This is a genomic window from Shimia gijangensis, from assembly GCF_900142085.1.
GTDB classification, from domain to species: Bacteria; Pseudomonadota; Alphaproteobacteria; order Rhodobacterales; family Rhodobacteraceae; genus Shimia; species Shimia gijangensis.
The window spans coordinates 90,417-113,194 of record NZ_FQZQ01000013.1 but is presented as its reverse complement, the minus strand read 5'-3'; the positions used below and the strand labels follow the sequence as shown (position 1 = coordinate 113,194).

The following is a 22,778-nucleotide window of genomic DNA, read 5'->3' as shown; positions in this document are numbered from 1 at the left end:
ATTACCAAACGGGAGGAATAAAATGAAAACATTGGTAAAAAAACTGACTCTGGCGGCGGGTTTCACCGCAGCAGCGTCAATGGCATCCGCCGAAGCTCAGGGAGTGACCGACACTGAGATCATCATCGGTTCGGTGAATGACTTGTCGGGCGTGTTCGCGGCTGTTGGCGTTCCGGCGACCAAGGGTGCGAACCTTTATTTTGACAAAGTGAACGCCGCAGGAGGTGTGCATGGCCGCACCATTCGGTTCGTCACCGAGGACCACGGCTATCAAATGCCGCGCGCGATGCAGGGCTATAACAAGCTTTTGAACCGCGACAAGGTTTTTGCCATGATGCAAAGCCTCGGCACACCCATGAATATGGCGGGTTTTAAACTGCTCGACCCCAAAGGCATTCCGAACGTGGCCCCACTGACTGCCGCGCGTCAGATGCTGCAAGATCCAATGCACAACAAATTCACATCGTTTTCGTCCTATTTTGATCAGGCGCGTGTGGGTGTGAAATATCTGGCCTCTGAGTATGGCGGGAAAAACGTCTGCGCGATGTATCTGCCAAGTGACTTTGGCAAAGAGATACTTGAAGGCGCTATGGAAGGCACCAAAGAGGCGGGCCTCAGCTTTGTTGCCGAGACAACGCACAAGCCTGACGAGAGCGACTTTGTAGGGTCGCTGTCCAAGCTGAATGAAGCTGGGTGTGAAATCATTGCCGTTGGTATTCCGGTTCGCCAAGCGATCACTGTTGTTGGTACAGCCAAGAAGATGGGCCTTGCTGACATGAAGTTCCTCGGTACATCGGCAAGCTTCCTGACGGTTGTTTCCAAGGTTCCCGGAGGCATCACCGAAGGCTTCTATGCGGCTGCAAGCTGGCAAGATTTGTGGGCGCGCGCAGCTGAGCCTGCTCCAAAAGCGTTCATCGAAGAATACAAAGCCGCCACGGGCGAAGATCCGGCGGGATTTGCGATGCTTGGGTATAGCGCGGCCGGTTTGGTTGTCAGAGCTCTTGAAGCTGCAGGCCCTGACCTCACTCAGGAAAGCTTCATCGCAGCGATGGAAACTCTGGATTACACAGACGAACTTGTGGGTAACCACATTGATTATGGTCCTGAAGATCACCAGGGCGCGAACACAGTTTATGTCTCGGTCGTCAAAGACGGCGGCTGGGTCAAAGTTCACGAAGAATAAAGACAAATGGAGGGCGCCCGCCTGAGACCGGGCGCCCTCCACCTTTGATTTCAGGTGACATTATGACGGATTTGCATGAATTCCGCGCCGCAACCCGCGCGTGGCTGGAGGAGAATTGCCCGGACGAGATGCGCCAGCCGATGTCCGAGGCGGACGTATGCTGGGGTGGCCGCAATTGGACCTTTCAATCACAGGCCCAACAGGACTGGCTCAAGCGCATGGCGGCCAAAGGCTGGACCGTGCCGACATGGCCAACAGTTTGCGGAGGTGCCGCCCTTAGCGGCGATCAGGACCGCATTCTGAAAGAAGAGATGGCCCGCATCAATGCGCGACCGCCATTGCAAAGCTTTGGTATCTGGATGCTGGGGCCCGCGCTTTTGGCCTTTGGCACCGACGCCCAAAAACAGCATTTCCTGCCCCAGATTGCGCGCGGCGAAATCCGCTGGTGCCAGGGCTATTCAGAACCGGGTGCCGGGTCCGATCTGGCATCCTTGCAAACCAAGGGCGTCGACTGTGGCGACCATTTCGAAGTGTCCGGCCAGAAGATCTGGACGTCCTACGCCGATCAGGCCGACTGGATTTTTTGCCTTGTGCGCACCGAGCCCGAGGCCGTGAAACACAAAGGCATTTCCTTCCTGCTGTTTGACATGGCCAGCCCCGGCGTCACCACCAAACCGATTCAGCTAATCTCGGGATCTTCACCATTTTGCGAGACTTTCTTTGATGCTGTGAAAGTCCCAGCGGAACAGATCGTTGGCGATCGAGGCAATGGCTGGACCATCGCCAAATACCTGCTGACCCATGAACGCGAAATGATCGGGGCGACGGATTCTCCTCTATTCGGCAGCGAAGATCTGGTCGAAGCCGCACGCGATGCCTTGGGTTTGGATGATCAGGGTCGCTTGGATGACCCGATCCTGCGCGGTCGCATTGCTGACTTCCTGATTGACGAAATTGCCTTTGATGCCGAACTGGCCCGCGCCAAGAGTTGGATACGGGCTGGTAAGCAACTGGGCGCTGAATCCGCGACGCTGAAGTACACAGGAACCGAGCTGAATAAGCGCCGCCAGGAATTGCTGATGGCCGCGGGCGGTCTGGACGCGTTGGAGTGGGATTTTACCGATGCCGCCGCTGACGAGAAAGCGTCGCTTTGGTTGCGCTCCAAAGGCAACTCAATTGAGGGCGGCACATCCGAAGTGATGTTGTCGATCCTGTCCAAAGCCGTTCTGGAACTGGGGTGACGTCATGCGTTTACTGAATGAAGAACAGACAATGATCCGTGATATGGCTGCGGGCTTTCTCGACGAAAAAGCCCCGGTTGACGCCCTGCGAACCCAACGGGATGCGGGCGGTGGATTCGATGCGGCCTTGCTCAAGGACATGGCCGAAATGGGCTGGTTCGGCATGCTGCTCGGCGAAGATGCTGGCGGCGTTGACATGGGCGCGCAAGCCGCCGGACTGGTCGCCGAAGAAATGGGCCGCCGTCTGAGCGCGTCACCTTTCCTGTCTTCTGGTGTGATGGCAGCTACGACCCTAAGGGCAACATCCGAAACATCCTGGGCCGCCAAAGTCGCAGTTGGTCATGCCGTTGTCGCAATGGGGATCGATGAGCGCATTCGCCACCGCCCCAACGCTATCGAAACCCGTGCTGAAAAGTCCGGCAACGGGTTCGTTTTGAATGGCGCCAAAAAGTTTGTGTCCGACGGGGCGGGCGCGGATCGTATTATCGTTACGGCCGGTACTGACGATGGGCTCGCGCTTTTCCTGATTGATCCGGGGCTGGATGGCGTAGACACGCGTGCGCTCAAAACGGTGGATAACCGCAACGCCGCAGATCTGTCGTTTTCAGGTGTTCAACTGGATGGCGCAGCCCTTTTGGCCATCGGGAGCGCAGCACAGGATGCCTTGGACAGCGCGCTTCGTGTCGGGCGATCTGTGGCGTCTGCAGAACTGATTGGCGTCTCCAAAGAAGTCGCTGGCCGCACCACCGCCTATCTGAAAGAGCGTAAACAGTTTGGCCTGACACTTGCCAGTTTTCAGGCACTGCAGCACCGCGCTGCCGATCTTTATACGCAAATTCAAACCACCGATGCGGTCGTTGCGGCGGCCCTTCAGGCGATCGATGACGGCGCGGAAGATGCCGAACTGCTGTCCCGTGTGGCCAAAGCCAAAGCAGGCAAAACCGCGTCTTTGGCCGTTCGTGAGGCGCTGCAAATGCATGGCGGTATTGGCATGACGGACGAGTTGGATATCGGTCTGTTCATGAAAAAGGCCCGCGCCTGCGCTGAATATCTGGGTGATGGTGAATGCCACGGCGAATGGCTGCTGCAACAGCGCGGTCTTTAAGGGATTAAAAAGGGGGTTAGGAACATGGCGACACAGAAACAACACCGCACCTGCAACATCTGTGAAGCGATGTGTGGGTTGATTGTTGAGCATGATGGCAATGATGTTCTGTCGATCAAACCTGATCCAAATGACCCATTGTCTCGGGGACATATTTGCCCCAAGGCCGTTGCCTTGCAAGATTTTCGCACTGACCCCGACCGTGTCACCACGCCGCTCTTGAAAGTTGATGGTGTGTTTCGCGAAATTGGCTGGGACGAAGCTTTGGATATCGCCGCCGAAAAACTGCGCGCTGTTCAGGAACAACACGGGCGCGACGGGGTTGGCGTGTATCTCGGCAATCCCAACGCGCATAAATTTGGCAACTTGCTGAATTTGCCTGCCATGGTCAAAGCGCTGGGCACCCGCAACCGCTACTCCTCGGCCACGGCAGACCAAATTCCGCATCACGTCGCGTCAATCCATATGCTGGGCCATCCCATGCTGGTGCCGATCCCGGATGTGGATCGCACCGATTTTATGGTGATCATCGGTGGTAACCCGGTCGTGTCCAACGGGTCGATCATGACGGCCCCCGGCTTTGGTCGTCGCATGGAAGAGATCAAAGCTCGTGGTGGCCGTGTCGTGGTGATTGATCCCCGCCGTACCGAAACCGCCGAAAAGGCGACCGATCACTATTTCATTCGCCCGGAAACCGATGCCTTCCTGATGCTTGCATTGATCCATGAAATATTTGCCGCGAACCTTGTGGATGTTGGCGCGCTGGCAACCCGGGTCAAAGGATTAGGGGCTCTGCAGGACGCTGTCGCGCCTTTCTCGCCCGAGATGGCGGCAGATCGCACCGGAATAGACGTTGAAGCCATTCGCAAACTGGCACGGGATTTTGCCAACGCGCCCTCGGCGATCTGCTATGCCCGCATGGGCGCATCGACCCAAAGCTTTGGCAGCCTGTGCCAATGGGCCAACAATGCGCTCAATATCATCACCGGCAACTTTGATCGTGCAGGGGGGGCAATGTTCACCACGCCCGCGCTGGATTATGTCGCCATGACCAGCCGAAAGGGCCAGCAACGCACATACCCCGAGCGCCGCTCACGTGTTTCAAACCAGCCGCTCTATAACGGTGAGTTTCCAGTCGCCGTGATGGCCGAAGAGATGGAAACGCCGGGAGAAGGGCAAATCAAGGCGCTGATTTCCGTGGCAGGCAATCCGGTGCTGACCGCACCAAATGGGCGACGTATTGAAAAGGCGTTGGAAAATCTGGATTTCATGGTGTCGATCGACATTCATATTAACGACACCACGCGTCATGCAGACCTGATCCTGCCCGGCACTGTTGCTCTTGAAGAAGACATCTATGACATGGTGTTTCATTCGTTTGCGGTGCGCAACACCGCCGCCTACGCGCCTGCGATTTTTGCGCCGCCAATGGGCAACCCCAAAGAATGGGAGGTCATTGCCCGCCTGACGGCACGTCTGACCGGGGCGAGCAAGATCGGGCCATCACCCGAACAAATGCTGACGATGCTGTTGCCTCAGGGGTATCACGCCGAGCAGGTCACGCTGGATACGCTTGCGAATGCCGAAAGCGGCATTGACCTTGGGCCTTTGGTGCCAAATGTCTCTGAGCGTCTGGAAACCCCGGATAACCTCATCAATCTGGCGCCCGCCGTTTTCATCGATGACCTGCCCCGATTACTGGACTTTGCGCCCGGATCAACGCACGAGTTTCCGATGCAGATGATCGGGCGCAGGCAGGTACGCAGCCACAACAGCTGGACCCAAAACAGTGCCCGTCTGGTAAAGGGGCGCAACCGTTGCACGGTTCAAATTCATCCCGAAGATGCGTCTCGTTTGGGAATTCTTGATGCAGCCCAAGTTGTGGTCGTATCGCGTGTTGGCGCTGTGCAAATGCCCGCAGAAATCACCGACAGCATGGCTCCGGGCGTGATCTCAATCCCGCAAGGATGGGGTCAGAAAAACGGCAGTATCCACACGGCATCTGCGCAACCCACGGTGTCGATCAATGATCTGACGGACGATATGCGCATTGACCCTATCAGCGGCAATGCCGCGTTCAACGGCGTTGCGGTGGCCGTGCGACCCGTTTGATACATCACGCCCTGAAACAAAAAAGCCCCGACCGGTGGTCAGGGCTTTCTAAGTTAATAATCAGGGCCTTAGCCGATAGCTGCGGCTTTCACATCTGCGTCGATATAAGGCAGATATTGCTCAAAGTTGCTTGAGAACATTTCGACCAGTTTGGCGGCCTGACGATCATAGGCGTCGCCATCATCCCATGTGCGGCGCGGGTCCAAAAGTACCTCGGCGACGCCCGGAACATTCACCGGAACCTCAAAACCAAAGTTTGGATCTTTGCGGAACTCAACTGAGCTGAGTGTGCCTTCCAAGGCGGCTGTCAGCAATGCGCGGGTGGCGCGGATCGGCATGCGCGACCCGGTGCCATAAGCGCCGCCGGTCCAGCCAGTGTTCACCAGCCAGCATGTGGCGCCGTGCGACGCGATCTTTTCGCGTAACAGGTTGCCGTATACCTCGGGGCGACGCGGCATAAACGGCGCGCCAAAGCAGGTTGAGAATGTTGGCTCAGGCTCGGTCACGCCGCGCTCGGTTCCGGCAACTTTAGACGTAAAGCCAGACAGGAAGTGATACATCGCCTGCGCAGGTGTCAGACGTGCAATCGGAGGCAGCACACCAAAGGCATCACATGTCAGCATGATGATGTTCTTGGGGTGCCCGCCCACAGCGCTGTCCGACGCGTTTGAGATATAGTGCAGCGGATAAGCGCAACGCATGTTGGCCGTCAGGCTATCGTCTTCGAAGTCCAACTCCTTGGTTTCTTCGTCAAAAACCATGTTTTCGATCACAGTGCCGAATTTCGACGTTGTGGCGTAAATTTCTGGTTCGGCTTCGGGGTTCAGATTGATGGTCTTGGCGTAACAGCCACCCTCAAAGTTAAAGGTGCCATTGTCGGCCCAGCCATGTTCGTCATCACCAATCAGAATGCGATCGGGATCAGCAGACAATGTGGTTTTCCCAGTGCCGGACAAGCCAAAGAACACAGCTGTATCAACCGGGTTGCCCTTGGCGTGGTTGGCCGAGCAGTGCATCGGCATGATGCCTTTTTCGGGCAGCAGATAGTTCAGCAGCGAGAATACAGATTTCTTGTTTTCGCCAGCATATTCTGTGCCGCCAATCAGGATCATCTTTTTGTCAAAGTTCATCGCGATCACGGTTTCGGAACGACAATTATGACGCTCGGCATTGGCCTGAAAGCTTGGGCAGTTGATCACGGTAAAGTCCGCGATAAAGTCATTCAGGTCTTCGCGGTCGGGGCGACGCAGCATGGTGCGAATGAACAACCCGTGCCAGGCAAGCTCAGTGACCATGCGCACATTGATCGAGTGGCGCGCGTCCGCTCCGCCAACCAGGTCTTGCACGTAATAATCGCCACCCTTCATGTGCTCGACCATGTCAGCATAAAGGTTGTCGAACCCTTCGGGCGACATCTCGGCGTTGTTTTCCCACCAGATGGTGTCTTCAACGCTTGCAGTTTTTACAACATGTTTGTCTTTGGGGGAGCGGCCGGTGAACTTGCCGGTAGACACAAGGAATGCGCCCCCGTTACCCAGCGTTCCTTCGTCTTTCTTGAGAGCGGCTTCGATCAGCGCAGGCTCCATGAGGTTATAATAGACATTGCCCAGCCCATCGATCCCTTGATCTTCGAGGCGGAATTCCGGATTTACCCGTCCAAATGTCATATGCAAACTCCTGTAGCCGGCTCGTTCGAGGCGGCGGTTTTCTCCACTAAAAGGACGGTTGCGTGCGTCCCTACCAGCCAGATTTTGAACTGATGGGGGCTCTTAACATGACGCTTCTGTGAAAGAACAGGACGGTTTGGCGCAGTTAGCGCAACCAAGCCCACGTTAGCGCCATCAAGGCCCGGATCGTATCCAATTTTCGCAATTAAGTGAGTCATTTTAGCCATTGATAAGGAAAATTCACCCCAAATGGGCCTGGTAATTGTCCTGATTCGCACTTTGGCATTGATCTAAATCACGGGAGAGGCGCATAGTGGCGCAAAAAACAGGCAATAAAATTAGAGCAGTATAAGGAACCAACCAATGTCGAAGATCGCTTTGGTGGATGACGACAGGAACATCCTGACATCCGTTTCCATGACTCTCGAGGCAGAGGGTTTCGAAGTAGAAACATATAACGACGGCCAGCAAGCGCTGGATGCTTTTAACAAAAAGCTTCCGGATATGGCCGTTTTAGATATCAAAATGCCGCGCATGGATGGCATGGATCTGTTGCAGCGTCTGCGCCAGAAAACCAGCATGCCAGTCATTTTTCTGACGTCCAAGGACGATGAGATTGACGAAGTTCTCGGGCTTCGGATGGGCGCCGATGATTACGTGAAAAAGCCGTTTTCGCAGCGCTTGCTGGTCGAACGCATCCGCGCGCTTTTGCGCCGTCAGGATGCCATGGATGGCATTGTCACAGGTGATACCGAAGAAACCAAGGTGATGGAGCGCGGCGAGTTGGTCATGGACCCACTGCGCCACTCGGTGTCCTGGAAGGGTCGCGATGTCACTTTGACGGTGACAGAATTCTTGTTGCTACAGGCGCTGGCGCAACGTCCTGGATTTGTCAAAAGCCGTGATCAGCTGATGGATGTGGCCTATGACGATCAGGTCTATGTGGATGACCGGACGATCGACAGCCACATTAAGCGTTTGCGCAAAAAGATGCGCACAGCGGACAATGAATTCTCAGCGATTGAGACGCTCTACGGCATTGGCTATAGATACAACGAAGAGTAAACGGTGGGATGGCTCTGGCCGAAAGGATAGATGTGCACGACTTGGCCCAAGGGCGCGATGGCGACGTTGTTTTAGGTGACGATTGGGTGGCACCCGAAGCGACGGCTGAGAATGAGATGCGCGGGCGACGTGATCGCCGGCGCCTTTTGCCGCTTAGCAAATCGCCTCTCACTCGCAAAATCATCACGTTTAATCTGATTGCTTTGTGCGTACTGGTTGCTGGTATCCTGTATCTGAATTCGGCCCGCGACAGCCTTGCAGTACAGCGTGCTGCCGGATTGATGTCCGAAGCCCGCCTGATTGGCGGCGCCTTGGAGGCGCAGATGCCTGCGGGCGTCCCTGTAAACTTGGCGACCGGCGATGGCGTGAATGTTGAGAGAACGCTTGAAAAACTACCGTTGCCTCAGGGAACCCACGTCTATGTATTCGACACGAGCGGTGCTTTGATCGGAACGACCAAGGGCACTGAGACCTCCGAAGCGGCCAAACAACTGGCCGAACGTCCGGATGGCACACCGTTTACCAGTGCCATGAACTGGCTTTGGGGGTTGGTTGCCGGCGAAGACGATGCCTTGTCACGGCAATCGCCTTCCGTTGTCGAACAAACCACCAAAATCGCCATGCAGGCGACGAAGGACGGAGAGGTCCTGACGACTTTGCGTGGACCGGAAGACAGTACTGTTTTCTCTGTGGCCGTGCCGTTTAGCCAAAACAATTCGCCAGTTGGTGTTGTTGTGCTGACCAGTGCCGCAGGTGAGCTGGATCAACTGGTGCGCAGCGAGCGTGAGCGCGTTCTTCAGATGTTTTTGATTGCCACCATTGTGTCAATCGGCCTGTCGATGGTCCTCGCTTCGACCATCTCTAACCCGCTTTCTGATCTGGCCGCCGCCGCAGAAATCGGACGTGACAATGATCAGCGCAAAGTCAATCCGGGGCGTGTGCGTATCCCCGATCTGACGGCGCGCCCGGACGAGATTGGTCGCCTGTCTGGTGCCCTGCGCGGGATGGTCTCGGCGCTGTATGACCGGATTGACAGCAATGAACAATTTGCCGCCGATGTGGCGCATGAGATCAAAAACCCACTAGCATCGTTGCGTTCCGCCGTCGGGTCTCTTCGCATGGTCAAAAAAGAAGAGCATCGCGAAAAACTGCTGGATGTGATCGAACATGACGTGCGTCGTCTGGACCGTTTGGTCAGCGACATTTCCAATGCGTCCCGGCTCGACAGTGAGTTGGTCAAAGAAGAAGAAGAACGTTTCAATCTGCTTGAGATGATCGGAAACCTTGCGCAGTACCTTGGTGAAGATGCCCGGAGCAAAGGGATCGACTTTATTGCGGACCTGCCAGAGAACGCGATCCATATTCAAGGCCTCGAAGCCCGTCTGGCGCAGGTCTTTGTGAACCTTATCACCAACGCTATCAGCTTTTGTGAGGACGGAGACGCCATTCGGATTTGGGCGCGTCGTCGCGAAAACCGGGTGTTGGTTGTTGTCGAAGATACAGGTCCCGGTATCCCGGATCAGGCATTGGCCAAGATTTTCAACCGGTTTTACTCGCAACGTCCAGAGGATCAGTTTGGCAACAACTCGGGCCTTGGTCTGGCGATTTCCAAACAGATCGTCGAAGCCCATGGTGGTGTGATTTGGGCAGAGAACATCCGCCCAACGGACGCTGACCCAACCTCTGATCCGCTGGGCGCACGCTTTGTTGTGGGCCTGCCAGTGTGATGAATGCCGAATAGGCTCGACAGTCTTTTCAACCGTGAAAGCGGCGATCTTCCGAAAACTGTTCACGCCTCCTGTGTCGCCCATAAAGGCGCAGCGGTTCTGATTCTTGGACAATCTGGCGCCGGAAAATCCTCGCTGGCCATGCAGCTCCTGGCGTTAGGGGCCGAACTGCTTGCAGATGACAGAACTATTTTGACGGGCGTGAACGGCAAGGTGATGGCATCGGTGCCAGACGCCATTGCAGGCCTGATCGAAGCGCGCGGCGTTGGCATTCTGCACGCTGAATTTGCAGGCCCGACGCCGGTGGCCTTGATTATTGATCTTGATCACGAAGAGACCGAACGATTGCCAAAACCGCGCAGTATTGACTTGATGGGGCAAGCCACCCCAGTTTTGTATGCCGTACAGGCAGCACATTTTCCGGCGGCCATTCTGCAATATCTTAGTCAGGGAAAGCTTGACGAATGACCTCAAAGCCACAGGACCCTCAATTGCAACGGCTTGTTCTTGTCACCGGTCCTTCGGGCGCAGGGCGTTCTACTGCGATCAATGCTTTGGAAGATATTGGCTATGAAACGATCGACAATCTGCCGCTTGGCATGCTTGAGAGGTTGTTCACAGGACCGGCGCTGCCGCGCCCTATGGCCTTGGGATTGGATGTTCGCAATCGGGACTTCTCGCAGCAGGCGTTGATCGCCGCGCTGGATTTGTTGCAGGCAACGTCGGGTCTTGCCCCAGAATTGTTGTATCTGGATTGCGCGCCACACACGTTACAACGTCGCTATAGCGAAACCCGCAGACGTCATCCTCTGGCGCCAGCAGAAACCCCTATGGATGGCATCCGCCGTGAAATTGACCTGCTGGGTCCCATTCGGGCGCGTGCGGATATCCTCATCGACACAAGCACATTGCCCCCCCATGCATTGCGAACAAAAATCGAAAGATGGTTTGCGCCGGACAGCGGGCAAAAACTGGGGCTGTCGGTTCAGTCGTTCAGCTACAAAAGGGGTTTGCCACTGGGGGTCGATATGGTGTTCGATTGCCGGTTTCTAAAGAACCCTTACTGGGACCCTGATTTGCGGGGATTGGATGGGCAGTCGGACAAGGTTGCGGCCTATATTGCTCAGGACGAAAGGTTTGATATCTTTTTTGACCAACTGCAAACCATGGTGCTGACTTTGCTACCTGCGTATCTTGCAGAGGGCCGCGCCCATTTCTCAATTGGGTTTGGGTGCACCGGTGGCCAACACAGATCGGTTTTTACTTCCGAAAGATTGGTCGAGGCCCTTGCACAACAGGGCTGGCAGGTGTCAATTAGGCATCGCGAATTGGATCGCCGGGCGGAATTGGCCGAACAGGGCGCTCCGGTCGGGCGGAAAGAGGACTGACAAGCGTGATCGGCATTGTGATTGTTGCACATGGGGGGTTGGCCAGAGAGTATCTCGCGGCGGTGGAGCATGTCGTTGGGACCCAGAACGGTGTTCGCGCCATAACCATCGAAAACGAACACGACCGCACAGCCAAACAATGCGAGATTTGCGACGCCGCCGATGAAGTTGACCAGGGCGATGGCGTTGTCATCGTGACGGATATGTTTGGAGGCTCGCCTTCTAATCTGAGTTTACGCGCCTGCGCGCCAGATAACCGTCGCATCATTTATGGTGCGAATCTCCCTATGCTAATCAAATTGGCCAAAAGCCGGCACATGCCTGTGCCGGATGCTGTGCGAGGGGCGTTAGACGCCGGACGCAAGTATATCGACAGCCAAAACATTAATACGGACTGACCTTATGACCGAAACAGTGACTCGTTCCCTGAAAATCGTGAACGTAAAAGGGCTGCACGCCCGCGCCTCGGCCAAGTTGGTTGAAGTTGTCGAGGGCTTTGATGCCACGGCAGAAGTTGGCAAGGATGGGTTGAGTGCTTGCGGAGACAGTATTATGGGGTTGCTGATGCTGGCGGCATCCAAAGGCACGAGCATCGAGGTTCAGACCTCGGGGCCGGACGCAACTCCGCTGGCCGACGCAATCGAGGCACTGGTCGCTGACAAATTTGGCGAAGGTGTCTGAGGGCTCTCACGGGTCAGAAACGGGAAATGAAGACCTTGGCAGAAACCACGCCGAATACTTCTGAAGAAGGCGAGATCTATGATCGTCGCACGCTGACCTATGCAAACAGCTTTGATGATCGCTGGACCAGCACGGCCATTCGCGCAATTGAATGGCTGACCGGGAAAATCACCATTCTGCGCATGGTCAAAAAGTTCGAAAGAAACAATTCGATCTATCGGGGTCAGAAGTTTTGGCGTGGCGCTTTGAACGTGATGGGAATTGAGCTGCAAACCCCTGCGGAACAGCTCGCCAATATCCCCGCAACAGGCCCGGTCATTGTGGTTGCCAATCATCCGCACGGGATGGTGGACGGCATGATCTTTGCGGATCTGATTGGACGCGTGCGTCAGGACTATCGGATCCTAACCCGGTCTGTCCTGACTGGATTGGACGAGGCGGCGACGTCCTTCATGATCCCGGTGCCGTTCCCACATGACCCCGAGGCGCAGCGAAAAATGGTCGAGATGCGCTCCAACGCGATGCAGCACCTGTCAGAAGGCGGCGTTGTGGCGCTGTTTCCGTCGGGTGTAGTGATGTCTTCGGACAGTTGGTTCGGACCGGCCATTGAGCAGGAATGGAACGTCTTCACCGCCAAAATGATCCGTAAATCGGGCGCCAAAGTGGTTCCCATATTTTACCCGGGCAGCAATTCACGCCTGTATCAGATTGCCAGTCAGATTTCGCCAATTATGCGGCAAGGTTTGCTGCTGCATGAAATTGTGCGGTCGTGCAACAAGCCCATGAAACCCGTCGTTGGCGAAGCGCTGACAGAAGAGCAAATGCAGCCGCTTGCTAAGGACCCACGTGGTTTTATGGCCTGGTTGCGGCAGCACACATTGGACTTGGGCACCAAGACCGAAGACTGATCCAAAAGAGCGCCCAGGGCGCACAGGATGCGCTTGCCCCCGAAGGGTCAAGCGGTGGACGCAAGATCACACGTCATATCAAAAACTAGCGCGTCGGCACCGGAGCTTCACCGCGGTAGTCATAAAAGCCGCGTTTGGTTTTGCGACCCAACCAGCCCGCTTCGACGTATTTTGTCAACAAAGGACAGGGGCGATATTTTGTGTCTGCCAGACCTTCGTGCAACACATTCATAATCGCCAGGCAAGTGTCCAGCCCGATGAAATCCGCAAGCTCAAGCGGGCCCATTGGATGGTTCGCACCCAGTTTCATGGCGTTGTCGATAGAAGCGACGTTGCCGACACCCTCATACAAAGTATAGCAGGCCTCGTTGATCATCGGGATCAGAATACGATTGACGATGAACGCCGGGAAGTCCTCTGCGCTGGCAGCGGTTTTATCCAGCCTTGTAACAATATCATGGCACGCTTTGTACGTTTCTTCGTCGGTTGCGATTCCACGGATCAGTTCGACCAGTTTCATCAGCGGCACCGGGTTCATAAAGTGGAACCCCATGAACTTTTCGGGGCGATCTGTGCGGCTGGCCAGACGGGTGATTGAGATCGACGACGTGTTTGAAGTCAGGATCGTGTGGGGCTGAAGATGGGGCAGCAACGTGTCAAAGATCTTGTCCTTGATCTCTTCGCGCTCTGCGGCAGCCTCGATGACCAGATCGGTCTGCCCAAGGTCTGGCAAAGCCAACGTGGTCTTGATCCGAAGTAGCCCGTTTGCCTTGTCTTCTGCAGAAATCAAACTGCGAGACACCTGGCGTTCCATGTTTTTGTCAATGCGGGCCATCGCGGCATCCAGCGAGTCCTGATTGATGTCATTCAACAGAACGTCGTAGCCAGCAAGAGCCATGACATGGGCAATTCCGTTGCCCATTTGACCCGCGCCAACAATACCGACTGATTTGATTTCCATGATCCGGCCCTTTTCCTCTTTGACCTGACCTTATGCCTGCTGGTTGGGGGGCTGCAAGAGGTTCAATCCATGAAAACTTGAGACAAGGTGGAACATTGACGGTTTGGAAAGAGGAATCAGCCAGTCTCGCTATTGGGTGAACTAAATGGTGGGAATTATGTCTTATGAAAAGATGGGCACTGAAGCTCTTGATTATATGCCGTGCCGCTACGGTGACTCGCGGCTGTTGTTCCGCGGTCCAATGCGGAATTTGGATCAAAAATACGCAATATTTCTGGGGGGAACTGAAACCTATGGAAAATTCATTGCGAAACCTTTTCCGGACCTTGTGGAAAAAGACATCAACCGGGTTTGTGTGAACTTTGGTTGCGTGAATGCCGGTGTGGATGTGTTTCTGAGTGATCCAACAGTCCTGTTGGCTGCTCAGCGGGCAGAAACGGTCGTCATTCAGGTGATGGGGGCGCAAAATATGTCAAACCGATTCTACCGGGTTCATCCGCGCCGGAACGACCGCTTTGTCGGTGCGTCAGATGTGATGAAAACCGTCTTTCGGGAAATCGATTTTACGGAATTTCACTTTACCAGACATATGCTTGGGACGCTTTGCGCCCGCGCGCCGGATCGCTATGCGATGTTGCGCGACGAGTTAAAGCAAGCCTGGATCGCGCGAATGCGATTGTTGCTCAGCAACGTGCCCGGTCGCAAAGTGCTGCTTTGGTTTGCTGGTGCTCCTCCGGCGGAAGCTGCACTTCAGACGGGATTAGGCCCTGATCCGATGTTCGTGGACCGCGCGATGATCGACGCACTTCGCCCGTTGGTTGACGATGTTGTTGAAGCCGTCGCAAGTGCAGAAGCCCAAAAGCAAAACTGTAACGGCATGCATTTCAATGAACTGGAAAGAGCCGCTGCCAAACGACTGTTAGGGCCAAAGGCCCATCAGGAAGCTGCCGATGCTCTCGTCAAGGTGTTGAGTATGTAACGAAAAAGGCCCGCCAATTTGGCGGGCCTTATCTTAGACATTCCCGAGAGAATTAGCCGAGTTTCTCAGTCAGTTCTGGTATGGCAGCAAACAAATCTGCAACCAGACCAAAATCTGCAACCTGGAAGATCGGTGCTTCTTCGTCTTTGTTGATCGCAACGATGATCTTGGAGTCTTTCATACCAGCAAGGTGCTGAATGGCGCCCGAGATACCCACAGCGATGTAGAGATCAGGTGCCACAACCTTACCGGTTTGACCAACCTGCCAGTCGTTTGGCGCATAACCTGAGTCCACAGCTGCGCGCGAGGCGCCTACAGCAGCGTTCAGTTTGTCAGCCAGACCTTCAATCAGTTTGAAGTCGTCTTCCGATCCAACGCCACGACCGCCGGACACAACCACACCAGCCGAAGTCAGCTCGGGGCGATCGCTTGCGGCAACCTTGTCTTCCACCCAGGAAGACAGGCCAGGATTGGCAGCGGCACCAACGGTTTCAACCGAAGCAGATCCGCCTTCACCAGCCGCATCAAATGTTGATGTGCGGAAAGTGATGACTTTCTTGGCATCCGAAGAACGAACGGTCTGGTTGGCGTTGCCAGCGTAGATTGGGCGTTCAAACGTGTTGCCATCGACAACGGCTGTGGCGTCCGAGATCACCATCACATCCAAAAGTGCTGCCACACGTGGCATCACGTTTTTGGCGTCTGTGGTGGCCGGAGCAACGATGTGCTCATAGTCGCCAGCCAGTGAGACGATCAGCGCAGCTGTCGATTCTGCAAGGCGGTGGCCCAGAGACTCGTCTTCGGCAACCAGTACCTTGGCAACACCGTCGATTTTTGCAGCGGCTTCACCGGCAGCAGCGGCAGAACCACCTGCGGCCAGTACGGTCACGTCACCCAGCGACTTAGCTGCTGTGACAGCTTTGGCGGTGGCGTCCATCGCCAGTTCGCCATTGTTGACTTCTGCGAGAAGAAGAACAGCCATTATACAGCCCCCGCTTCTTTGAGTTTCTCTACCAGTTCGTCAACCGAACCAACGATGATACCGGCTGCACGGGCTTCCGGCTCGGCTGTGCCGACGATTTCCAGACGAGGTGTCACGTCAACGCCGTAATCGGCGGCTGTTTTCTCGTCCAAAGGCTTTTTCTTGGCCTTCATGATGTTTGGCAGCGACGCATAGCGCGGTTCGTTCAAACGCAGGTCAACGGTGATGATCGAAGGCATCGTAACGTTGATGGTTTGCAGACCGCCGTCCACTTCGCGGGTCACAACAGCTTTGTCGCCGTCGATGTCCAGCTCAGAGGCGAATGTGCCTTGTGACCAACCGAGCAGTGCCGACAGCATCTGGCCAGTGGCGTTCATGTCGTTGTCGATGGCTTGCTTACCTGCCAGAACCAGACCGGGCTGCTCTTCCTCAACCACTTTGGCAAGGATCTTGGCAACGGCCAAAGGCTCGATGTCGGCGTGCACGTCGTCGGTGGCCACAACCAGAATGGCGCGGTCAGCACCCATGGCCAACGCAGTCCGCAGCGTTTCCTGGGATTGCTTGACGCCGATCGATACAGCGATCACTTCTTCGGCTTTGCCAGCCTCTTTCAGGCGGATCGCCTCTTCGACAGCAATCTCGTCGAATGGGTTCATCGACATTTTCACGTTGGCGAGATCAACACCGCTTCCGTCCGCTTTGACGCGCACTTTCACGTTATAGTCAATCACGCGCTTTACAGGCACGAGTACCTTCATTGGCATAAGACTCCTTCAAATGGTGAGTCGAGGTAACGACTCAGCGAATAACTCTCCCGGACGTGATATAATCTTGCGTGGCGGTAAAACAGCGCAAAATCGTCACGTCACGCTCCTACGACGTCGCGTTTTCGGGATTCACCGCAATTTCTTTGCAAGAATGTTGCCGAAGGGAAACTTGTTTGACGCCAAGAGAGGTAATCGTGCCCCAACGTCGTTTGCGGACGGGGCTGGCGGTGACGGGTATTCCTGCTCTTATTGCGGCAACAGGTATTTAGGAGAACGCCATGAGTGACGAAAGCCTTGTGAACTATTCGGTCGACGGCCATGTCGCGACAATCCAGCTCAATCGGCCCAAAGCGATGAATGCATTGAACCATGATTTGCGCATGGCCATTCGTGCAGCACAGGCCGATGCAGAAGCGAATAAGGCGGTAAGGGTGATCGTGCTGACCGGGTCAGGGAATTCCTTTACGTCTGGCACTGACCTGAAGGAACTTGGCGATTTTGTCACCAAGAAAGGCATGTTTGACATCTCGGTGCGGGACTACAAACCGATCCTTGATGGCATCACGAAAAGCGACAAGATTTACGTTGCCGCGATCAATGGGGTTGCCGGGGGCGTCGGGCTTTCGATTGCGCTGTCTTGCGATTTGGCCGTGATGGCTGAAAGCGCCACGTGTTTTGCCCCGTTCACCAACATTGGGCTCGTGCCTGACGGCGGTCTTAGCTGGTTGCTGTTGCAACATATGGGCTCCAAACGGGCCTTTGCCGCGATTGCCGAAGCCGAGCATATCACTGCAGCCACCTGCCTTGAAATGGGGATCGTCAACAAAGTCACAGCCGATGATACCGTACTGATGGATGCCCAAAGCTGGGCTGCGTCCCTTGCTGATCGCGCGCCGTTAAGTTTGGCGTTTAGCAAGCGGATCATGCGCGAAGCCCACATGCAAAGCCACGATCAGATTGCTTTGCTGGAAAGCGAGTATCAGATGAAATGCGCCAACTCTGAAGATTCCGGCAATGCAATCACCGCGTTCTTCACCAAGCAAAAACCTGTGTTCAAGGGGCTGTAAAGAATATGGAATTTGGGCGAAGCCGGGATTAACGGTTTGCGCCCGGAACCCATAAAACATCGTCGGAACCGTTGTTGTTGGCAACTCTGGCGGCGACGAAAAACCAGTCGGACAGACGGTTGAGATATTTCACAACATGTGGATTGACCTCGGCCACCTCAGAAAGCTCTGTGGCAAGGCGCTCGGCACGTCGCGCAACGGTTCGGCAAATATGCAAATGCGCGGACAAAGCAGAGCCACCGGGCAGAATGAAACTGCGCAACGGGTTCAGGTCAGCGTTCATTCGATCGATTTCAGCTTCCAGTCGTGTCACCTGCGCCTCAATCATACGCAGTGGTGGGTACTCGGCCTCAGCGTCCTGAGCCAGATCAGGCCGGCAAAGGTCTGCGCCAAGGTCAAAAAGATCGTTCTGAATGGCAGACAGCAGGGCGTCTATTTCGCCTGATGCATGCAATCGGGCGACGCCCAGCGTGGCATTTAGCTCGTCAGAGGTGCCATAGGCATTGACGCGTGCATCATGTTTGGAAACGCGATCCCCGTTGCCAAGAGCGGTCGTGCCTTTATCGCCGGTACGGGTGTAGATTTTGTTCAGAACAACCATGTCTTCAGCCTCCGTTTCGCAGCCAGACAAACAGCAGGATCAAAACGACGGCCACAAACTGTGCCCCAATCCGCCAGCGCATGATCTTGTTGGCGTGTTTGCGGTTGAATTCCCCGCCTTTGGCAAAGCCCCCAATACCGATCATCAGGATCGCCAGAACCCCCAAAGAGGCGGCTGCCACCACCCAGAAGAGCGGGTCATTGGCCAGACCAGATTCGTTCATGATTCTACTCCTCGCGGTAAACTTGCGGCTGTTTTAGGCCCTTGCGACAGGAAATAACACCCGCTCAGCCTTTGGCAATGAGCCAATCCAAAAGACGCGTCGGCATGATCCTGCGCGCAATGTTCAGCGCATAGGTTGGCGTTGTCACCATGTAACGCGCCTTCGGGTGTCGCGATTCTAAAGCATGGACCAGCTTCTTGGTCACCGCGGATGAGGGCAGCTCAAAGAAATCGGCATCGCTTTGGGCGGCATAAAGGCGTTTCAGCAGGCTATTGCGGTATTGATCTGCGCGGGCGGAGTTTTCCCAGTCGATCCAACGCTCAAACCCGCGCGCCGCGTTTTTACGGAAATCACTGGTTATGGGTCCCGGTTGGATCAACACAACCTGAATGGGCGTGTCGCGCATTTCGATCCGCAGGGTGTCGGTCAAACCTTCAAGCGCAAATTTCGTTGCCACATAGGCCCCGCGCCAGGCAAAGGTGATGAAACCCAATACAGAGGAGTTGTTGATGATCCGCCCGTGCCCTTGCGCGCGCATCACCGGAATCACCGCCAGCGTCAGTTCGTGCCAGCCAAAGACATTGGTTTCAAAAATGTCTCTTAAACCATCAGTGGGCAGGTCTTCTACGGCGCCGGGCAGCCCATAGGCGCCATTGTTGAAAAGTGCGTCCAGCGTGCCGCCCGTGGCTTTCAGCACTTCGGCAAGGCCCGAATGAATGGTGGCCGTATCCGTGTAATCGATAAGCGGGCTTTCAAACCCTTCTTCGCGAAGCCGGATACAATCGGCTTCCTGCCGACACGACGCAAACACCCGCCATCCGCGATCTCGCAACCCGTGTGCGGCGTCATACCCAATGCCCGAAGAGCATCCGGTGATTAGAATGGATTTGCCTGTCATTGTGTGGTGCCTGTCCTGTTTGCCCTTTGCTACGGGCAATTGGTGGACAGAGCAACAATTGGTGCGCCTTCAATCAGAAACACTAACGGTCAGTCGACCTTGGCCAGCAGGCTGGCTGATATCCACCCAATACGTCCACCTTCCACAACCTTCAGCTTAACCCAGCCATTTCCTGGCTCTTGCAGGATCGTCACCTGATCCCCGCGTTTCAGCTTACCTAGGACGCTGTACTGTGTGCCGGGACCGTTACGCATGTTGACCCGCGCAGACCTTACTTTACGCAGATCGACTTTGGCTTTTGCAACTTCTTCCACAGACTCGTCCGCAATTTCGGTCGCGGGGTGGCTGATCAATGCAACTTCACCCTGAGGCGTCGGTGAAGGGGCGGAGAACAATGTCTTGCGCGGGGCAACAGGGATAAAGGTTGCCCCATTAGGATTGGTCGCGCCGGTCAGAACCGATTGGGTGTTAGAAACATCCAACGAGACCAGTTGAACGTCAGCTGGTTTCGACTTTTGAGACTTCGCGGCTTCAGCCACGGCTTTTTTATGCGCCGCCTCAGATTTTCTGGCCGCATCATCGCGCGCCACCTTTTCGGCTTCATAACGGGCCAGGCGGGCAGGGGGTTCGGGTTCGAACTCAGCGCCACCGCTGAATTCATAAAACCCCCAGCCTAGAAAAATAAAGCTGAGCAGAATAAATCGCTTCATTGGGAACGCTCCCTAATCGAACTCACTACGCGTAAATGCCACACTTCAATACGCTTTGTTTGTATCACAAATTTCCGGCGTTCACTTAATGAAAAAAAACGGATGGTTTTCCCCCTTGGTTGCTTTACCGCCTGAATGAGAGGGGCTAAACCGAGTTTATGAATGATCTGATCGACGACGAAGACCAGCCTGTGGGCGAAGTGACTGAACCCCTGCGCCGCGCCATCGGCGAGAGGTATCTGACCTATGCTTTAAGCACGATTATGCACCGGGCGTTGCCGGATGCGCGCGATGGCTTGAAACCAGTGCATCGCCGAATTCTCTATGCAATGCGGGAACTTAAGCTGTCTGCAACGGGTGGGTTTCGCAAATCCGCCAAGATCAGCGGCGACGTTATGGGCAACTATCACCCGCATGGTGATGCCGCGATTTACGACGCCATGGCGCGGCTCGCGCAGGACTTTAACGTGCGCTATCCGTTGGTCGACGGTCAGGGCAACTTTGGCAATATCGACGGCGATAATCCGGCGGCCTCGCGCTATACCGAAGCCCGGATGACGTCGGTCGCCGAAGCTCTGTTAGAAGGTTTAAACGAAAACGCAGTCGACTTCCGCGAGAATTACGACGGCACTTTGACCGAGCCGGTTGTATTACCCGCGACATTTCCGAATCTGTTGGCCAATGGGTCATCGGGCATCGCTGTGGGCATGGCGACCAACATTCCTCCGCATAATATCTCGGAACTTTGCGACGCCTGTCTGCATATGATCAAGACGCCCGATGTGCGCGAAGACACTCTGCTGAACTATGTGCCGGGTCCGGATTTCCCGACCGGCGGCGTGATTGTTGAGCCGCGCGAAAATATCGCTCAGGCCTATCGCACGGGGCGCGGATCGTTCCGGCTTCGCTGTAAATGGGAAGTGGAAGATTTAGGCCGCGGTCAATGGCAGATCTTAGTCACCGAAATCCCCTATCAGGTGCAAAAGTCCAAGCTGATCGAAAAGATCGCTGAACTGATTCAAACCAAGAAAATTCCGATCCTTGCTGATGTGCGCGACGAAAGCGCCGAAGACATTCGCCTGATCCTCGAGCCGCGCTCTAAAAACGTGGACCCCGAAGTGCTGATGGGCATGATGTATCGCAACAGCGATCTCGAAGTGCGCTTCAGCCTCAATATGAACGTGCTGATTGACGGTGTGACCCCCAAGGTCTGCTCGATGAAGGAAGTGCTCAAGGCCTTTCTTGATTTCCGCCGCGAAGTGCTTGTGCGCCGCTCCACCCATCGGATGGAGAAAATCGATCACCGGCTGGAAGTGCTCGAAGGCTTTATCATTGCCTTCCTCAATCTGGATCGCGTGATCGACATCATCCGCTATGATGATGCGCCCAAACAGGCTCTGATGGCCGAGGATTGGGGTCGCGACCATGTTCGCGCGATTTCGGAAAAAGACTATGTGTCTCCGCTGCCCGCCAGCGGCGAAGGTGAGTTGTCCGAGGTTCAGGCCGAAGCCATCCTCAACATGCGCCTGCGGTCTTTGCGCCGTCTCGAAGAGCTGGAACTTGTACGCGAGCGGGACGCCCTGATGGAAGAACGCGCCCAGCTGGAAGACCTGCTGGAAAGCGACGATCTGCAGTGGGCGCGCATCAGCGAGCAGCTGAAAGATGCCAAAAAGATGTTTGGCAAGGACTATGAAGGCGGCGCGCGCCGGACGGTCTTTGCCGAAGCAGGCAACGTCGAAGAAGTGCCGCTTGAGGCGATGATCGACCGCGAGCCAATCACTGTGGTCTGTTCGCAAATGGGCTGGATTCGTGCGATGTCGGGCCATATTGACCTGACCCGCGAGCTGAAATTCAAAGACGGCGACGGGCCTCGGTTTATCTTCCACGCCGAAACCACCGACCGCCTGTTGGTGTTTGGCACAAACGGCCGGTTCTACACCCTTAGTGCGGCCAATCTGCCCGGCGGGCGCGGCATGGGAGAACCTCTGCGCCTGATGGTGGATCTGCCCAACGAGGCCGAAATTCTCGATATTCTGATCCATGATCCCGAGCGACGATTGCTTTTGGCCTCGACTGCGGGCGACGGTTTTGTGGTGCCCGAAAAAGATGTGGTGGCCCAGACACGCAGCGGCAAACAGGTTCTCAACGTCAAAGATGACAACAAAGCCAAGATTTGTATTCCGGTGGTTGGCGATCACGTCGCTGTGGTCTCGGAAAACGGTAAATTCCTGGTGTTCCCGGTCGATGAACTGCCAGAAATGGGGCGCGGCAAGGGCGTGCGCATTCAGAAATACAACATGGCACGTGGACGTCAGGGTACACTCGAGCTGGATGGCGGCCTGTCCGATCTGACCACCTTCAACCTCGAAGAGGGGTTAAAGTGGGAAATGGGCGGTGGCAAAACCCGCCATGAACCTGACATGCGCGATTGGGTTGGCAAACGGGCTGGTGTGGGCAAAAAAGCACCCTACGGTTTTCCGCGTAATCACAAGTTCACCTGACCCCTATGACGG

At 55.4% G+C, this 22,778-nt stretch carries 22 protein-coding genes; 14 read left to right on the top strand and 8 right to left on the bottom strand.

What is annotated here, in order from left to right; genetic code table 11:
• Positions 1-22 precede the first annotated feature (22 nt).
• From BUC32_RS12535 to BUC32_RS12520, 4 genes are all read left to right on the top strand, one after another.
• Positions 23-1,183 carry an ABC transporter substrate-binding protein gene (locus tag BUC32_RS12535; RefSeq protein ID WP_073253215.1) on the top strand — a complete coding sequence of 387 codons (1,161 nt, stop codon included), beginning with the start codon at positions 23-25 and terminating at the stop codon, positions 1,181-1,183.
• 62 nt (positions 1,184-1,245) lie between these two features.
• Positions 1,246-2,424, top strand: a complete 1,179-nt coding sequence (locus BUC32_RS12530; RefSeq protein WP_073253212.1) for an acyl-CoA dehydrogenase family protein — start codon at positions 1,246-1,248, stop codon at positions 2,422-2,424.
• A gap of 4 nt (positions 2,425-2,428) precedes the next feature.
• Positions 2,429-3,529, top strand: coding sequence for an acyl-CoA dehydrogenase family protein (locus BUC32_RS12525; RefSeq protein WP_073253210.1), 1,101 nt, complete (start codon positions 2,429-2,431; stop codon positions 3,527-3,529).
• Between the two features lie 24 nt (positions 3,530-3,553).
• A complete protein-coding gene (locus tag BUC32_RS12520; protein WP_073253207.1) occupies positions 3,554-5,641 on the top strand; it encodes a molybdopterin-dependent oxidoreductase in 2,088 nt (695 codons plus the stop codon).
• Between the two features lie 68 nt (positions 5,642-5,709).
• On the opposite strand, the gene BUC32_RS12515 is transcribed toward BUC32_RS12520, so the two are convergent.
• Positions 5,710-7,308 carry a phosphoenolpyruvate carboxykinase gene (locus BUC32_RS12515; protein WP_073253204.1) on the bottom strand — a complete coding sequence of 533 codons (1,599 nt, stop codon included), beginning with the start codon at positions 7,306-7,308 and terminating at the stop codon, positions 5,710-5,712.
• Between the two features lie 363 nt (positions 7,309-7,671).
• Here BUC32_RS12515 and BUC32_RS12505 point away from each other — a divergent pair, with 363 nt between their 5' ends.
• From BUC32_RS12505 to BUC32_RS12475, 7 genes are read left to right on the top strand one after another with little or no spacing between them, the layout of a single operon-like run.
• A complete protein-coding gene (locus BUC32_RS12505; protein WP_073253198.1) occupies positions 7,672-8,373 on the top strand; it encodes a response regulator transcription factor in 702 nt (233 codons plus the stop codon).
• Between the two features lie 8 nt (positions 8,374-8,381).
• Positions 8,382-10,100, top strand: a complete 1,719-nt coding sequence (locus BUC32_RS12500) for a sensor histidine kinase (RefSeq protein WP_073253194.1) — start codon at positions 8,382-8,384, stop codon at positions 10,098-10,100.
• Between the two features lie 3 nt (positions 10,101-10,103).
• Positions 10,104-10,568: an HPr kinase/phosphorylase gene (locus tag BUC32_RS12495; RefSeq protein WP_073253191.1), complete on the top strand. Its 465-nt coding sequence runs from the start codon at positions 10,104-10,106 to the stop codon at positions 10,566-10,568.
• The gene (rapZ, locus tag BUC32_RS12490) at positions 10,565-11,488 is read left to right on the top strand and encodes an RNase adapter RapZ (RefSeq protein ID WP_073253188.1); all 924 of its coding nucleotides are present in this window, start codon (positions 10,565-10,567) and stop codon (positions 11,486-11,488) included. Before BUC32_RS12495 ends, rapZ begins: the two co-directional genes overlap by 4 nt.
• A 5-nt stretch (positions 11,489-11,493) precedes the next feature.
• The gene (locus tag BUC32_RS12485) at positions 11,494-11,886 is read left to right on the top strand and encodes a PTS sugar transporter subunit IIA (RefSeq protein ID WP_073253185.1); all 393 of its coding nucleotides are present in this window, start codon (positions 11,494-11,496) and stop codon (positions 11,884-11,886) included.
• A 4-nt stretch (positions 11,887-11,890) separates the two neighbouring features.
• Positions 11,891-12,169 (top strand): HPr family phosphocarrier protein, encoded by a 279-nt coding sequence (locus tag BUC32_RS12480; RefSeq protein ID WP_073253182.1) that lies wholly within the window; start codon positions 11,891-11,893, stop codon positions 12,167-12,169.
• A gap of 26 nt (positions 12,170-12,195) precedes the next feature.
• Positions 12,196-13,077 carry a lysophospholipid acyltransferase family protein gene (locus BUC32_RS12475; RefSeq protein WP_073253180.1) on the top strand — a complete coding sequence of 294 codons (882 nt, stop codon included), beginning with the start codon at positions 12,196-12,198 and terminating at the stop codon, positions 13,075-13,077.
• Positions 13,078-13,162: 85 nt separating this feature from the next.
• Here BUC32_RS12475 and BUC32_RS12470 read toward each other — a convergent pair whose 3' ends face one another.
• The gene (locus BUC32_RS12470) at positions 13,163-14,038 is read right to left on the bottom strand and encodes a 3-hydroxybutyryl-CoA dehydrogenase (protein WP_073253178.1); all 876 of its coding nucleotides are present in this window, start codon (positions 14,036-14,038) and stop codon (positions 13,163-13,165) included.
• 145 nt (positions 14,039-14,183) lie between these two features.
• Here BUC32_RS12470 and BUC32_RS12465 point away from each other — a divergent pair, with 145 nt between their 5' ends.
• Positions 14,184-15,017, top strand: coding sequence for a DUF6473 family protein (locus BUC32_RS12465; protein WP_245815180.1), 834 nt, complete (start codon positions 14,184-14,186; stop codon positions 15,015-15,017).
• Positions 15,018-15,069: 52 nt separating this feature from the next.
• Here the strand turns inward: BUC32_RS12465 and BUC32_RS12460 are convergent, their stop codons facing one another.
• Positions 15,070-15,999 (bottom strand): electron transfer flavoprotein subunit alpha/FixB family protein, encoded by a 930-nt coding sequence (locus BUC32_RS12460; RefSeq protein WP_073253175.1) that lies wholly within the window; start codon positions 15,997-15,999, stop codon positions 15,070-15,072.
• Positions 15,999-16,757 carry an electron transfer flavoprotein subunit beta/FixA family protein gene (locus BUC32_RS12455; RefSeq protein WP_073253171.1) on the bottom strand — a complete coding sequence of 253 codons (759 nt, stop codon included), beginning with the start codon at positions 16,755-16,757 and terminating at the stop codon, positions 15,999-16,001. The genes BUC32_RS12460 and BUC32_RS12455 overlap by 1 nt, the downstream gene beginning before the upstream one ends.
• 287 nt (positions 16,758-17,044) lie before the next feature.
• On the opposite strand from BUC32_RS12455, the gene BUC32_RS12450 reads away from it, so the two are divergent.
• Positions 17,045-17,833 carry an enoyl-CoA hydratase/isomerase family protein gene (locus BUC32_RS12450; RefSeq protein ID WP_073253123.1) on the top strand — a complete coding sequence of 263 codons (789 nt, stop codon included), beginning with the start codon at positions 17,045-17,047 and terminating at the stop codon, positions 17,831-17,833.
• A 28-nt stretch (positions 17,834-17,861) separates the two neighbouring features.
• On the opposite strand, the gene BUC32_RS12445 is transcribed toward BUC32_RS12450, so the two are convergent.
• The 4 genes from BUC32_RS12445 to BUC32_RS12430 all read right to left on the bottom strand — a co-directional run bounded on the left by BUC32_RS12445 (position 17,862) and on the right by BUC32_RS12430 (position 20,265).
• A complete protein-coding gene (locus tag BUC32_RS12445) occupies positions 17,862-18,434 on the bottom strand; it encodes a cob(I)yrinic acid a,c-diamide adenosyltransferase (protein ID WP_073253120.1) in 573 nt (190 codons plus the stop codon).
• A gap of 4 nt (positions 18,435-18,438) precedes the next feature.
• Complete coding sequence (locus tag BUC32_RS12440; RefSeq protein WP_073253279.1) at positions 18,439-18,642, bottom strand: twin transmembrane helix small protein; 204 nt, start codon at positions 18,640-18,642, stop codon at positions 18,439-18,441.
• A gap of 79 nt (positions 18,643-18,721) precedes the next feature.
• Positions 18,722-19,555 carry an SDR family NAD(P)-dependent oxidoreductase gene (locus BUC32_RS12435; protein WP_073253117.1) on the bottom strand — a complete coding sequence of 278 codons (834 nt, stop codon included), beginning with the start codon at positions 19,553-19,555 and terminating at the stop codon, positions 18,722-18,724.
• Positions 19,556-19,644: 89 nt separating this feature from the next.
• Positions 19,645-20,265 (bottom strand): SH3 domain-containing protein, encoded by a 621-nt coding sequence (locus BUC32_RS12430; RefSeq protein WP_073253114.1) that lies wholly within the window; start codon positions 20,263-20,265, stop codon positions 19,645-19,647.
• Positions 20,266-20,423: 158 nt separating this feature from the next.
• On the opposite strand from BUC32_RS12430, the gene BUC32_RS12425 reads away from it, so the two are divergent.
• Positions 20,424-22,766 carry a DNA topoisomerase IV subunit A gene (locus BUC32_RS12425; RefSeq protein ID WP_073253112.1) on the top strand — a complete coding sequence of 781 codons (2,343 nt, stop codon included), beginning with the start codon at positions 20,424-20,426 and terminating at the stop codon, positions 22,764-22,766.
• The last annotated feature ends 12 nt before the right edge of the window (positions 22,767-22,778 follow it).